Source organism: Clostridium bornimense (assembly GCF_000577895.1).
Classification (GTDB): domain Bacteria; phylum Bacillota; class Clostridia; order Clostridiales; family Clostridiaceae; genus Clostridium_AN; species Clostridium_AN bornimense.
On record NZ_HG917868.1, the window covers coordinates 857,346 to 872,151 of the forward strand.

Below are 14,806 nucleotides of genomic sequence, written 5' to 3' on the forward strand. Positions count from 1 at the left end.
TATATAATGAGTAATAATATCATGGATTCACTAGGGGGTAGTTGTACAGGGTGTGGTGTTTGTGCTAGTATATGTCCTCTTAAGTGTATAGACGTAAAGAGAGATATTAATGGATTTTATTATGCTAGTACTAACCAAAAATGTATAGGATGCGGATTGTGTAAAAGTGTTTGCAATAAGTTTCATCAAGAATATATGAATAATATATATAAGATTGAAAGGTCAAAGGGATATTTAATGTATAGTTTAGACGATGAAGTTTTACAAAAAACTTCATCAGGAGGTATTGGGAAAGAAATATGTGAATATGGTTTGGATAATGGTTATAAAGTGTGTGGGGTTGTCTATGATTATGATCAAAATAGAGCAGTACATAAAATAATTGATTCTAAGAAAAATATTGATGATATACTAGGTTCTAAATATATACAAAGTTATACGGTAGATGCATTTAGTTCATTAGAAAAGACTGAAAAGTATATAGTAGTGGGTACTCCTTGTCAAATATATGGGTTGAGAAAATTCATGATAAAAAATAAAATAGATGATTGGATTTTAGTAGATTTTTTTTGTCATGGAACACCTAGTTTAAATTTATGGGATAAGTATATTGAGATGATAAAAAGGAAAGAGCATTTAGAAAAAATAAAAAGTGTTAATTTTAGGGATAAAGTATCAGGATGGCATAATTTTTCCGTTACAATAACTGATGAATATGGCAAAATTCATTCTAAAAGCATGAATAAAGATTTATTTATGAGAATATTTTTAGAAAATTTAGATTTAAATAATTCTTGTTACCAATGTAAATTTAGATTTAATGAAGTATTTTCTGATATACGATTGGGAGATTTTTGGGGACCAAAATGTAACGATAATGAAAAAGGTGTTTCTATAGTACTATCAAATACTAAAAAGGGTGATGAAATCATTAAAAAGTTAATGAATACAACCTATGTTGAAAAAGTATCTTTTGGTGAGATAAAAACTTCTCAGTATATTAAGGAAATAACAAAGCCAAATGTAAAAAATAAATTTCAAGAAAAACTTAAAAAAGATATAGCTTTGGATGATTTATATAGAAAATATGTTATACCAATTGAGAAAAAAAGACGATTTAAACGGAAGATACGGAGTATAAAAGTAAAAATAAAAAAAGTAATTGGGTGAGAGAATTATGGGAGATAAAAAGTTAAAGAGTGATATAGTTATATCATATGTGTATATGGTAGTTACTTTAATTTTAACATTTTTTTTAGTAAGAATAGAAACAAGATATTTAGGTGAAGATTTATATGGTGTATATAGTTTGGTTAATTCTACTATAGGATACATAGCTATTTTAGATTTAGGAGTTGGGCAAACAGTTATAAGATATATTGCACAATTTAGGTCAGAAAACAGAAAAGATAAGATAGAACAAATAGCAGGACATAGTTTCAAAACATATATAAAAATTGTTTTAATAGGGTTAATTATAGGTATAATAATAATTTTAAATTCTAAGTTAATTTTTAAAAGCTTAGCAAATGAAAATGTTTCTATATTTAAAATATGTTTTTTTATAGCTTTATTAAATATACTTTTGCAAATTCCATCAGCTACATTTTCAAGTATACTGTCTGCGTATAAAAAGTATAAAGTATTAAAGCTAACTAGTTTAATTAAAGTAATTGTTAGAGCTATATTAATAGTGATATTACTTAAAATTAAATCAAATATAATTGCTATTTTTAGTATTGATTTAGTTTTAAATCAGTGTTCAAATATCTTCAATTACATTTTAGTGAGAAAAAAGTTAGATATTAGATTAAATTTCAAATCTTTAGATAAAGATATGAGAAATGAGTTAAAAGGATATTCATTCTTTGTATTTTTAGGAATAGTTACAGATCAAATATTTTGGAAAACAGATGGAATATTATTAGGTATTATGTCAACTACTACAGCAGTAGTTGGAGTATATGCTATATCTTCTCAATTAATCACTCAATATATAAATTTATGTAGTACATTTTCATCTGTATTTTTACCTAGAATAGTGGATAAGATTTCTTTAGGTAAAAGTAAAAGGGAGATAAACGATTTTTTTATAAAGGCATCTAGATTTCAATTTATGTTTGTAGGAATGATTTTAACATCATATATTTTTTTAGGTAAGGAAATGATTCTTTTATGGTTAGGTAGTAAGTTTGAGTATGCATATTATTATGGATTAGTAATTATGATATCACTTACTGTACCTATGTTTCAAACTACAGGATATCAAATACTTTATGCAATGAAGAAGCATAAAGTTCGTTCTATTATTTACTTATGTAATGCTATTGGTAATATAGTTTTAAGTATAATTTTATTTAAAGTAATAGGACCAATAGGTGTAGCGCTATCTACCGCTATTGCTATGATAATAGGAAATACAATTTTTATGAATCTGTATTATAAGAAGGTTTTAGAATTAAATTTAATAGAATTTTTTAAAAAGACTTGTTTAAAAACTGGTATAGTTATGATTATAGTTTCATGTTTATATTTTATAGTAAATAAATTTTTACAAGGAACTTGGACAACCTTTATTACTAAAGCAGTTATAATTAATACAATATATATTATATTAATAATTTTGATAAGTTTTAATAATCAAGAAAGAAATAAGATAAAAAATATATATTATAAAATTGTTCCTAATACAAGTAAAAGTCAGATTTAATTAGTATACATATTTCATTTGTAAAGTTTACATGAATTTATACGATAAAATATGTGATTAGAATCAACTATTTTATAGTAGATGTTAATAAAATATCTCAAGGTTATAGACTTTGAGATATTTTATTAATAGAAGATTTACAATATATTACACAAATGATAAACTAAAATAAAAAAGATGGGAGAAGATGTGTGGTGGTTAAAAAATCAGAAAAAATAATTTCATTATTATTGATTTTAGTTTTAATATTTAATAATAAAATATTGGTAAAGGCTAATGATAATGTAACGCCTATAGAGATTAATAATGGTATAGAAATGGTTTCTATAAAAAGCTTTATAGAGAATTCTGGAGGAACATTAGAGGTACAAGAAGAAGGAAATACCGTTATATATAGAGTTATGGATAAAGAATTAATAATAAAAAATAATTTATCACAAGGGTATATAAATGGTAAAATAGTTCCATTTAAATATGAAGTTATTAAAGAAGATAATAATGAGTTAGTATTTCCTGATTTTTCTTTTAATATTCAATTGGTAGAAAACAACTGTTTGTTACCACTACAATTTATAGAAAAAAATTTCAATGTAAAAAAAGTAGAAGAAGGAATCATTATTGATAATGAAGAAAAGGCTGCTGATATTAATGAAGATATAAAAGATGAAGTAATTAGTACAGATGAGAACGATAGTAATACAGGGACAAACTATACAAATTCACAGTATAACGCATCAGGTACTTGGAAACCGAATTCTGGAACTGGAAGTCAAAGTGGATATGGAGTAACAGGTGGAAATCAAAATGGGGGTGGAACCCAAAATGGAGATGGAACCCAAAATGGAGATGGAACCCAAAATGGAGACGGAACCCAAAATGGAGATGGAACCCAAAATGGAGACGGAACCCAAAATGGAGATGGAACCCAAAATGGAGACGGAACCCAAAATGGAGACGGAACCCAAAATGAAGATGGAACCCAAAATGAAGATGAAAACGAAGTTGAATCTGGAGATGGTAATAATTAAAAATTTTTAAAGAAAAATTTTACCATATGGATTATAGTATTAGGAGGAATAAAGATTGGAAAATAAGAAAAAGTATATAATTATATCATCGATAGGTGCTATAGTTATTGCTTTAGCAATTATAGTAGTGTTAGTTATAGTAAATAATAAAGAATCTAAAATTGATATTAGTATCCTTAATGGATTAATAAATGAAAAATATGAAATAACTAATAGTAATATTGAAGAGAGAGTATTAGAGTTAAATATAGAAAGTAATAATTTAGATACAGATAACTTGAAAAATTTAGGCAATAGTATTGCAACTAAGATTAAGGATAGCGGGTGGAAAATAAGAGCAGTAACCATTAATATTTTTGAAGATGGTAAAAGTAATGATGATAATAAGTTTTACTCAGAAGGACTAAAGAATAGAATAAATCTTTCTATAAATGTAGGTGATATTAGTATTTCTGAATTCAAAAAAGTAGAGAGTAATAATATAGATAATATTGTCATAGATGATATGAATAGGAGATATCATTCTATAGAAAATAATAAGTTGATTATTAAATTGGAAGCTGAAGATATAAATGAAGAAAATGCTATGACAAAGATGAAGGAATATATAGAGACTTTTAAATCATTAAATCCTAATATAGGAGATAAAGAAATTGAAGTAAGAGTAAATGAATTTTATAAAGTGGGTTTTGCAACATCTAGTGATAGTGATATTATGGAAATTAGTAGAACAGAAAAGTTTTAGGAAACTATAAAAAAATAGTACATAAAAAGTACCCCTTCATATTATGGTATTGAGGGGGTATTTTTATTATGGATAAAATATATGTTTTTAATTCGTACTACAACATTATAGAAGTAATAGACATAGATAGTTTCATTTTAGAAAAAGAAATAGTGATTAAAAGTAAATTTTCAGTATCTCCTCATCCTATTTATATGAATATGGTTGATAATAGGAAAAATATTATAAATTATAAAGTAGGTACTATAATGGATTTAGAAAGTAATGAAGAAATATATATAGCAAAAGGAATAATCTCTTTTTATCAATTTAAAAAGAGATTATTTTTCCTAAGTGAAGAATGTTCTTCTTTAATCATATGCGATAAGGATACAAAAGAAATTGAGGAAATTATTCCTGTAGGTGGTACTCCATTTTCTATGACCTTTGACAAAAGGAGAGAAGTATTAATTATAACAGATGTAAGTGATAGTTTTATTAATATATATGATATTAAAACAGGTATACTAAAAAAAGTTCAGGTTGGATTAAATCCCACTAAGGCTATATTTTCTACAGGAGGAGAATATTTAGTTGTATGTGAAAGTGCTATGGAAAAAGAGATTAATGGATCTATATCAATAATATCAATTAATAATTTTAAAACTTTAGATAGGATCATGGTTGGTGTTACACCTTATGATATATATATATCTGGAGATGGATGTATTGTATCAAATTTAGGCGAAGGTAGTATAAAAATTATTGATTTAAAAAAAAGAAAAGAAATAAAAACATACTTTGTTGGAGGAATACCATCAGATATAAGTTATTATAATGAAAATATATATTATTGTGATAAACTTAGTAACTCCATTATAAGATTAAATATAAATAATGGAGAAAAAAAGAAGATAAAGTTTAAAGGAGAGCCCAAAGGAATATTTTTAAGTTAGTAATAAGCAAGTTGCCTAGATATAGGTAACTTGCTTATTGCTCATCAAATAATAAATTCATTAAGTTAGTGTAAATAGAGGAAGAGTCTTCTTTCCACTTTTTACATAAATTACGTGCTTGCTTGTTGCTACCTACAGAAACCTTTAAGTCGACGAGTATAGACTTATTTTCTTCAGCCTTAAGGTGAACTAGGTAAGAGTTGTCATTCTCTATAGTATAGTCAGCAGTTATAGCTATTTTATTCTTTATTGTATTTAAGTTAGAGGATAAGTATTGGTCTACTAATGATTTTTTATCTTCAGATAATCTATTTTCGAATAATTCTAAAGCAGTAAGGCCCTTGTCAGTTATTTTTAATTTATGTACATCTTCGCTCTCAAATTCTAGAATAAAATTTGATGAAATTAATTCGCTTAAATATGGTTGAAGTATAAAATAGTTTATAAAATTATTTTCTAAAATTATTTCTGTAATAAGGTTTCGTGTAACAGGAACATTTAATTCCCTAAATATATATAGTAGCAGCAATTTATTCTCTGCAAGGTCTAGTGTATCATCAAACATATTATTCCTCCTACTATTATTCAATATCTTTATTATATCATAAAAACACTTTTTTCAAAAAGTAATATTTCATTTACATCAGAATATAAATTTAAAAGAGGAGGGAGGTGATGATAATTAAAAATAAAAAAATAATTATTACTTATATTACAATAATAATATTTATATTAGGACTCAGTGTTACATTTATCTCTCTCTTTGATTCTATTACTACATACAACTCTAATGGTAAAAAGCCTATATATTATGTGAAAACAAATGAAAAGAAAATAGCTATAACTATTGATACAACATGGGGTGAAGATAATGTTAAAGAAATGTTAGATGTATTTGATAAATACAATGTTAAGGCTACCTTTTTTGTAATAGGAAAGTGGATGGATCAATATAAAGATGACACAATGGAAATTTATAAAAGAGGTCATGAACTTGGAAATCATTCAGATTATCATAAGGATTTTACAAAAATATCCAAAGATGATATTATTAAAGAAATAACAGATTGTGATAGCAAGATAAAGGAGGTTACGGGAAGCACACCAAAATTACTTAGAGCTCCTAAGGGAGCGTATAATGATTTAACTGTGGATATAGCAGAAGAAACAGGACATTATCTTATTCAGTGGGATGTTGATTCTATTGATTGGAAAAATGTTGGCTTAGAGGAAGAATATAAGAGAGTACGTTCTAAATGTAAAGAAGGATCTATTCTTTTGTTTCATACAGGTACAAAATATACTGTAAAGAACTTAGATAGATTGATAGGTGAATTAACAAAAGAAGGATATCAATTTGTAACAGTTTCTGATTTAATTTATGAAAAAGATTATAAAATAGAAAATGATGGAGGACAAACTGTAAAACAATAGTTGAATAATATACAAAAAATGTATATAATGGAATAGAAATTATTTACTATTTCCAATTTCCAATTAAGTTAAGTAGTTTTTAAATTTATATTAATATAACAAAGAGAAGAGGGGTTATGTGATGGAGGAATTAATGTTAAACAATAAGTTGTATTTAGAGGGAACAGTAGCTTCTGAGTTAGAATTTAGTCATGTTATGTATGGAGAAGGTTTTTATACTTTTTATATGGATGTACCTAGATTAAGTGATGCTTATGATAGATTATTTATAACTGTATCTGAAAGATTATTAACAGGAATGGAATTAACCGTTGGTAAAGAAATTATATTAGAAGGACAACTTAGATCATACAATAAGTTCATAGAAGGATCAAATAGATTGATTTTAACTATATTTGCCAGAAAAATTGAAGATTGTTTAGAAAGAAGTAAAAATCCAAATCAAATATACTTAGATGGTTTTATATGTAAGAAACCAGTATATAGGACAACACCATTTGGAAGAGAAATATCTGATCTTTTACTTGCTGTTAATAGAGCTTACAACAAATCAGATTATATACCTACTATTGCTTGGGGTAGAAACTCTAGATTTTGTCAAACATTAGAAGTAGGTGATAATATAAGAATTTGGGGTAGAATCCAAAGTAGAGAATATCAAAAGAAAATTTCTGAAGATGAAGTTATAAAGAAAATAGCTTATGAAGTTTCTATTTCAAAAATGGAAAAGGTACCTCATGAAGCTAATGAAGAAAAAGATGATGTGGCTACAGATGAAAATAATGTGGCTGAAAAAGTAACTGATACTATAGAAGAAAAAGGTGCAATTTAGAAAATAATAAAAAGGAACTGAAAATCAGTTCCTTTTATTATTTTCTTAAGTCTTCCATGATTTGAGTTTTATCTTTTGTTTTATCATCAACATTTTTGATGATTCTAGCTGGTGAACCAGCTACGACAACTCCTGCAGGTACATCTTGTGTTACAACTGAACCAGCGGCAACGACAGCACCAGCACCAATTCTAACTCCCTCAAGAATAACAGAGTTAGCACCTATTAATACATCATCTTCAATTATACAAGGATCTTTTGAAGGTGGTTCTAAGACACCAGCGACAACGGCACCAGCACCTAAGTGAACTCTTTTACCAAGAGTACCTCTTGCACCAACAACGGCATTCATATCTACCATTGAACCTTCACCAATTTCGGCTCCAATATTGATAACTGCACCCATCATTATAACGGCATTTTTATCAATTTTAACTCTATCTCTTATTAGAGCTCCTGGCTCAATTCTAGCATCAATATCTACCATATTTAATAGAGGAATAGCAGAATTTCTTCTATCTTGTTCTATTCTAAAATTCTTAATCTTGTCTGCATTTTCAACTAAGAAGTTCATTATATCACATGATTCTCCGAAAAGAATGTGAAAAGGATCTGAACCATAGTTTTCAATTTCACCAAGATCAAGTTCATCAATTGAACCATTTAAGTATACTTGAATTGGTGTTGATTTTTTTGCGTCTTTTATGTATTTAGCAATTTCATAGGGATTAGTTAAATCATAATCCATACTTAGCCCTCCTCTTTATAAAAACTTTCACATTTTATAATTATAATTTATAATAGAAGTAATTAAAAGGGGTAAATGAACCAAAGGGGTGTTTTAACATGAATTTAAGTGACAGAGTAAACTCTATAGAAATATCAGGAATAAGACAATTTTATAACAAAGTTAGAAAAGTAGATGGTGCATTATCATTGACACTAGGTGAACCAGACTTTGATGTTCCTAGTTCAATTAAAAAATATATGGGTGAGGCATTAGATAAAAATATTACTCATTATACAAGTAATGAAGGTTTGTTATCATTAAGAAAAAAAATATCATCTTATTTAGACGAGTTTAAGATTCATTATGATGAGGAAGAAATTTGTGTAACGGTAGGCGGAAGTGAAGGACTAGCATCTGTTTTTGGTGCAATAATTAATCCAGAAGATAAAGTGCTTATTCCTTCACCAGGATATCCTGCATATAGTGCATTAACAAAATTATATGGAGGCGAGGAAGTGCTTTATAAGTTAAAAGAAGACTTTTCCATTGATGTAGAAAAGTTAAGAAAACTTATAGAAGAAGAAAAGCCTAAAGCTATAGTAATTTCATATCCGAGTAATCCAACAGGGGCAACATTAAGTAAAAATAATTGTGTAGAGTTATATGAGTTATTAAAAGATAAAGAAATTTTTATAATAACAGACGAAATTTATTCGGGAATAGTTTATGAAGAAGAATATAACTCTTTAGCTCAATTTGAAGAATTAAAAGAAAAAACAATTTATGTAAGTGGCTTTTCTAAGTTGTTTTCTATGACAGGGCTTAGGTTAGGATATGTATGTGCTTCTCCTAAATATATAAAGGGAATAATTAAATATCATCAATATAATGTATCTTGTGCTCATTCGGTAACTCAATATGCAGTAGCAGAAGGTTTTGATGAGGCACTACAAGAAAGTAAAAAGTATGTTGGAGAATTTAGAAAAAGAAGAGATTATATTATAGAAAGATTAAAAGATATGGGAATGGAAACATATATTCCTGGAGGTGCTTTTTATGTATTTCCATCAATTAGGAAGTATGGAATGTCATCACAAGATTTTTGTGAGGAGTTCTTAAATCAGTATAAAGTAGCTATTGTCCCAGGAGATGCATTTTCTAGTGGGGGAGAAGGATTTGTTAGAATATCTTATGCATATTCAATGGATCAATTAAAAGATGGAATGGATAAGTTGGAAAAATTCTTGAAACATTTAAATAAGTAATAAAATAAAACTTTGTGGATTATTTATTCACAAAGTTTTATTTTGCATATATTATACAAAAAGGAAATATCTTTTGATATTTGAGAGCATCAATTATGATTAACAGTAGATAATCGAAGTAGAAAATTGTAGATAACAAATGGAGATATAATTTCTAAAAATTAGAATAAATAGAAATGTGTATGTATACAATGTAATTTAATAAAAATGTAAAACAGATTCAATTGGTTATGAATCTGTTTTTTTTATATAAAAATGGCGAAGAATTTATAAGTACAAGTATGAGAACATATAAAGTTCAAAATTTAAATTAAAACATTAAAAATATTATATAAATTCAATATAATGATAAAAAATAAAAAAATATACAAAATATTAATGGGATTTTAATATAATACAATAAAAAATAAAAAAATACAGGTAAAATATTGAAGAAGTAAATTTAGAAGAATATAATTAGAATAAGTAAATTAGGTATTAATTTGCTTATTTTAAAAGTAGATAGGAGGTGAGTGTAAACGTTTATAAAATTATAATAAGGAGGAAAGATATGAAACTAAAAAAGTTAACTAGTATTATTACATCAACACTTTTGTTTGCAAGTATGTTTGGCAATAATTTTGCTACAGCATCACCAAATGAAGTTTCTAATAATACTACAGAATCAATTTCACAACAAAGTGATAGTAATGTGTTAAAGGTCAATATTGATGACAATGGCTCATTAACTTATGCAGAACCAAAGGTCACTAATGACGAAAATACTCAATTTAGTTGGGATAATGCTACTGTTTATTTTGTATTAACAGATAGGTTTAACAATGGAGATACTAGTAATGATCATTCATATGGTAGGTCATTAAACCAAGATGGTAGTGTACAATCAGGATATAAAGAGAATCCAGGAACGTTCCATGGAGGGGATTTAAAAGGATTAACTAAAAAATTAAATGAAGGATATTTTACTGAATTAGGTGTAAATGCGATATGGATTACAGCACCATATGAACAAATGCATGGATTTACTTTTGGTAATACTAATAATGCACAAGATGGATATGGATTCCCGTATTATGGTTACCATGGGTATTGGGCTCTAGACTTTACTAATATGGATGCAAATATGGGTACAGCAGAAGAGATGGAAGAATTTGTTGACACAGCACATAGTAAAGGTATTCGTGTTGTTATGGATGTAGTTATGAATCATTTAGGATATATAACTGCTTATGACACTAATGAATATGGATTTGGTAAAACAGTTTCTAATTGGAAAGACTATTATTATGGAGATTTAAAGAATTTAAAAGGTGGAGATTGGGAAGAAGCAAATATATATCAAAATGATTCTAAATGGGCATCAAATTGGTATGGTGGAGATTTTGTAAGAATTGCATATCCTTTTGATGGGTATACTGGAAGTAAATCTGGAGATGATCAAACAAGATGTCTTTATGGACTTCCGGATATAAAAATGGAATCTAGTACTACTGTATCGACACCACCATTTTTAGTGAATAAGTGGAAAAAAGAAGGTAGATATGATGAAGAAATGCAAAAACAAAATACATTTTTCCAAAAAAGTGGACTACCTAAGACTCCACAAAATTATGTAGTACAATGGTTATCTGATTGGGTTAGAGAATATGGAATAGATGGTTTTAGATGTGATACAGCTAAGCATATTCCAGTATCATCATGGAAGGAATTAAAAACTCAAGCTAATGTAGCATTAAAGGAATGGAGAGAAAATAATTCAGATAAACCTGGTGCAAATTGGGATGAAGATTTTTGGATGACAGGTGAAGATTGGGGTCATGGAGTAGGCAAAGATCATTATTTTAGTAATGGATTTGATTCAATTATTAACTTTACATTCCCAAAGAGCGGATTTACTACATCTACTTTAGAGAGTACTTTTAGTGATTATGCAAATAAGATAAATAATGATCCAAGTTTTAATGTATTAAGTTATATTTCTTCTCATGATACTGATTTAGGTGGTAGGAGTGACATGATTGGGGCAGGAAATGCATTATTATTAACTCCAGGGGCTGCTCAAATCTTTTATGGAGATGAGACGAATAGACAAAAACAATGGACAGATTTTTGTGCAAATGGATATACTGACCAACCTACTCGTTCAGATATGAACTGGGATTCACTTGACCAAAAAGTATTATCACATTGGCAAAAACTTGGACAATTTAGAAATAAGCATTTATCAATTGGAGCAGGACAACATAAAAAAATAAGTGATTCACCATATACTTTTAGTAGAACATATCAAGGTGAAGATGGTGTTGTTGATAACGTTATCTGTGTTATAGGAGCTAGTGGAAGTACCACTGTAGATGTATCATCTGTATTTGGTGATGGAGATACAATAACAGATTATTATACTGGTAATACAGCTGTAGTTTCTGGAGGAAAAGTAACATTTACAGCTGGAACTAATGGAGTAATATTATTAGAATCAAATAGTAAAAAGCCAGCAGTAAATGCAAGTCCAGCTGGTGGAGATTATTATAAGAAGGTTTCAGAAGGATTAGAAATAAAACTTACAGTAGGTAATGCAGATTCTGGAGAATATTCTATCAATGGTGGAAAAAAGGTAAGCTATAAAAATGGAGATAAAATTACCATAGGTAAAGGTGAAGAATTTGGTTCAAAAACTACAGTTGAATTATTTGCATCTAATGATGAGGGTGAGGCAGCGAAAACATTTACCTATATAAAGAAAAATCCAGATGATAAGTTTATAGAAGTTCATTTTAAGAAAACAGGTTGGGATAATCCAAGTATTTATATGTATCAAGGCGATGGAGCTACGGCTGTTCAACTTACAGGGAAATGGCCAGGTGTTGCAATGGAAAAAGAGTCAGCACCAAATTCAAGTTGGTATACTTACAGGATTCAAGGAGAAACAAATGCAAGGGTAATATTCAATATAAATGGTGGAGGAACTCAAGAGCCAGGACAACAACAGCCTGGGTATGAGGCATCATATGAAATGTGGTATACAGGAAGTGGATTAACTTCAGTATGTCCATCAGATTATGTAAACGATGAAGCTGAGTTAGAAGTAGCATTAAGTGCAAATAAAACATCACCAGTTAATGAAGGAGAAACAATTAAATTGACAGCTACAGCTAAGAATGGTACAGAACCATATACCTATAAGTTTAAAGCAAATGGAGAAACTTTAGATTCTGATGAAAATGTTTGCAATTGGAAACCATCAAAGGGGACCTATACAGTACAAGTAACTGTAACTGATGCTGAGGGAAAAACTGCATCAAGTAAATCTATGGAGTATGTAATAGAAGGTGAAGATAATAAACTAAAAGTAGATGATTTTACAGTAAGTTCTAAGACTGTGAAGGTAGGAGAAACAGTAAACTTATCAGCAAGTGCATCTGGTGGAACTGGAACAATACAATATAAATTTGTAACAAAAAAAGATAATAAAGAGACAGTAATAAGCGATTATTCAACTACTAAGACAGCAACATGGACACCAGCAGCAGCAGGAGAATATGAATTACTTGTTTATGTTAAAGATAGTGATGGAAATAGTGATTCAGATACTGCATCATGTACAGTAGAAGAGAATAATGAAGAAGTGGTTATAACAACAGATAAGGCTTCACCACAAGTAAGTGGAACATCAATAAAAATAACTGCAAAGGCTGATAATGCAAAGGAATATAGATTTTCTATATATGAAAGTAATAGTGGATGGAGTACGTTAAGAGAATATGGAACATCAAATACAGTAACATGGACACCAAAATCATCAGGAAATTATATAATATGGGTTGATGTGAAGGATTCAAAAGGTAATGTTACTTCTGGAGAAAGGAATTATGTTGTAAAAGGAAAAACTGTAAGAGTAGAAGAAACAAATACAAATATCAAGTATACAGGAAGTTGGAAGACAGTAAGTGGAGATAAATACAGTGGAAGTACTATAAAGACAACAAGCCAAAGTGGAGCAAAGGCAGAATTTACATTTACAGGAACATCAATAAGCTTAATAGGACCAAAGGATAATACAAGAGGAATAGCAAAAGTAACAATAGATGGAACAGTATATACAGTGGATATGTATAGTAGCACATCACAACCAAGAGTATATATGTTCCAAAAGAAGGGATTATCATCAGGAAAGCATACAATAACCATAGAGTATACAGGGTTATCAATGACAAGTGATGCAAATGCAACAATGGGATTTGATGGAGTAGATATAGTAGATGGAGATATATGCGAACTTCCAGGTAAAAGAATAGAGGAAAATAACAGTAATATAACTTATATAGGAGAATGGAAAACATCAAATAATGCAGCACATAGTGGCGGAAGTTGCAAAGCATTGAATGGAAACGGTAGTGCAACATTTAAGTTTACAGGTACAGGTATAAGAATATTAGCACCAACTAATAAGGATAAAGGACTTGCAAAGATAACAATAGATGGAGAATATAAGTTGGTATCAATGTACACAGCAAATTATAAGGCAAAAAATGTAGTATATGAAGTAAATAGTTTACCAGTAGGAACACATACAATAAAAATAGAATATACAGGTTTAACAAGTAGTGGATCAACAGGAGCAGCAATAGTAATAGATTCAGTAGATATAATAGAAGGGGATATTGTAAAAGCTGAAACAAAACCAACAACAAAGAGAATAGAAGAAGATAATGAAAAGATAAGTTATAGTGGTAAGTGGAATATATTAGAGTATAAAGACTATAGCAAAGGAAAAGCGCTAGGAACAAATACAAAAGGATCAAAAGCAACATTTAAGTTTACAGGAACAGGAATAAGTATAATAGCAGCAAAGAAAGCCAATAGAGGAATAGCGAAGGTAACAATAGATGGAAAAGTATATAGTGTAGACATGTATAGTAATAATTTTATACCAAGGACATATGTATATTCAGATAAGAACTTATCATCAGGAACACATACAATAACAATAGAGTATACAGGAAGTGCCAATAGTTCAGCAACAGGAAATACTATAAGTATTGATGGTTTTGACATAATTGATGGAGACATATTATAAAAATAATATCATAGGAGAGCAATGGCTCTCCTATATACAAAATTATAAGG

At 28.5% G+C, this 14,806-nt stretch carries 11 protein-coding genes; 9 read left to right on the top strand and 2 right to left on the bottom strand.

Annotated features, from left to right (window positions below; translation table 11 throughout):
* The first annotated feature begins 6 nt into the window (after positions 1-6).
* From CM240_RS03845 to CM240_RS03865, 5 genes are all read left to right on the top strand, one after another.
* Complete coding sequence (locus CM240_RS03845; RefSeq protein ID WP_044036622.1) at positions 7-1,170, top strand: Coenzyme F420 hydrogenase/dehydrogenase, beta subunit C-terminal domain; 1,164 nt, start codon at positions 7-9, stop codon at positions 1,168-1,170.
* 7 nt (positions 1,171-1,177) lie between these two features.
* Complete coding sequence (locus CM240_RS03850) at positions 1,178-2,710, top strand: lipopolysaccharide biosynthesis protein (RefSeq protein WP_044036624.1); 1,533 nt, start codon at positions 1,178-1,180, stop codon at positions 2,708-2,710.
* Positions 2,711-2,901: 191 nt separating this feature from the next.
* Positions 2,902-3,738 carry an ICP22 family protein gene (locus CM240_RS03855; RefSeq protein WP_044036626.1) on the top strand — a complete coding sequence of 279 codons (837 nt, stop codon included), beginning with the start codon at positions 2,902-2,904 and terminating at the stop codon, positions 3,736-3,738.
* Between the two features lie 55 nt (positions 3,739-3,793).
* Complete coding sequence (locus CM240_RS03860) at positions 3,794-4,483, top strand: hypothetical protein (RefSeq protein ID WP_044036628.1); 690 nt, start codon at positions 3,794-3,796, stop codon at positions 4,481-4,483.
* Between the two features lie 68 nt (positions 4,484-4,551).
* Positions 4,552-5,418, top strand: a complete 867-nt coding sequence (locus tag CM240_RS03865; protein WP_044036635.1) for a YncE family protein — start codon at positions 4,552-4,554, stop codon at positions 5,416-5,418.
* A gap of 34 nt (positions 5,419-5,452) precedes the next feature.
* On the opposite strand, the gene CM240_RS03870 is transcribed toward CM240_RS03865, so the two are convergent.
* Positions 5,453-5,983, bottom strand: a complete 531-nt coding sequence (locus tag CM240_RS03870) for a DUF4364 family protein (protein ID WP_044036636.1) — start codon at positions 5,981-5,983, stop codon at positions 5,453-5,455.
* A 110-nt stretch (positions 5,984-6,093) separates the two neighbouring features.
* Here CM240_RS03870 and CM240_RS03875 point away from each other — a divergent pair, with 110 nt between their 5' ends.
* Both CM240_RS03875 and CM240_RS03880 read left to right on the top strand, forming a co-directional pair.
* Positions 6,094-6,852, top strand: coding sequence for a polysaccharide deacetylase family protein (locus tag CM240_RS03875; protein WP_044036638.1), 759 nt, complete (start codon positions 6,094-6,096; stop codon positions 6,850-6,852).
* Positions 6,853-6,973: 121 nt separating this feature from the next.
* The gene (locus CM240_RS03880; RefSeq protein WP_044036640.1) at positions 6,974-7,684 is read left to right on the top strand and encodes a single-stranded DNA-binding protein; all 711 of its coding nucleotides are present in this window, start codon (positions 6,974-6,976) and stop codon (positions 7,682-7,684) included.
* Positions 7,685-7,721: 37 nt separating this feature from the next.
* Here CM240_RS03880 and dapD read toward each other — a convergent pair whose 3' ends face one another.
* On the bottom strand, positions 7,722-8,432 hold the full coding sequence (dapD, locus tag CM240_RS03885; RefSeq protein ID WP_044036642.1) for a 2,3,4,5-tetrahydropyridine-2,6-dicarboxylate N-acetyltransferase: 711 nt from the start codon (positions 8,430-8,432) through the stop codon (positions 7,722-7,724).
* Between the two features lie 98 nt (positions 8,433-8,530).
* Here dapD and CM240_RS03890 point away from each other — a divergent pair, with 98 nt between their 5' ends.
* Both CM240_RS03890 and CM240_RS16715 read left to right on the top strand, forming a co-directional pair.
* A complete protein-coding gene (locus tag CM240_RS03890) occupies positions 8,531-9,679 on the top strand; it encodes a pyridoxal phosphate-dependent aminotransferase (RefSeq protein ID WP_044036644.1) in 1,149 nt (382 codons plus the stop codon).
* Positions 9,680-10,229: 550 nt separating this feature from the next.
* Entirely contained in the window at positions 10,230-14,756 is a 4,527-nt protein-coding gene (locus CM240_RS16715; RefSeq protein ID WP_051483671.1) for an alpha-amylase family glycosyl hydrolase, read from the top strand.
* The last annotated feature ends 50 nt before the right edge of the window (positions 14,757-14,806 follow it).

Excerpts from the sequence above, each read along its gene's own strand:
- CM240_RS03845 (WP_044036622.1), top strand. The coding sequence starts at position 7 with ATGAGTAATAATATCATGGATTCACTAGGGGGTAGTTGTACAGGGTGT.
- CM240_RS03850 (WP_044036624.1), top strand. The coding sequence starts at position 1,178 with ATGGGAGATAAAAAGTTAAAGAGTGATATAGTTATATCATATGTGTAT.
- CM240_RS03865 (WP_044036635.1), top strand. The coding sequence starts at position 4,552 with ATGGATAAAATATATGTTTTTAATTCGTACTACAACATTATAGAAGTA.
- CM240_RS03870 (WP_044036636.1), bottom strand. The coding sequence starts at position 5,983 with ATGTTTGATGATACACTAGACCTTGCAGAGAATAAATTGCTGCTACTA.
- CM240_RS03875 (WP_044036638.1), top strand. The coding sequence starts at position 6,094 with ATGATAATTAAAAATAAAAAAATAATTATTACTTATATTACAATAATA.
- CM240_RS03880 (WP_044036640.1), top strand. The coding sequence starts at position 6,974 with ATGGAGGAATTAATGTTAAACAATAAGTTGTATTTAGAGGGAACAGTA.
- dapD (WP_044036642.1), bottom strand. The coding sequence starts at position 8,432 with ATGGATTATGATTTAACTAATCCCTATGAAATTGCTAAATACATAAAA.
- CM240_RS03890 (WP_044036644.1), top strand. The coding sequence starts at position 8,531 with ATGAATTTAAGTGACAGAGTAAACTCTATAGAAATATCAGGAATAAGA.
- CM240_RS16715 (WP_051483671.1), top strand. The coding sequence starts at position 10,230 with ATGAAACTAAAAAAGTTAACTAGTATTATTACATCAACACTTTTGTTT.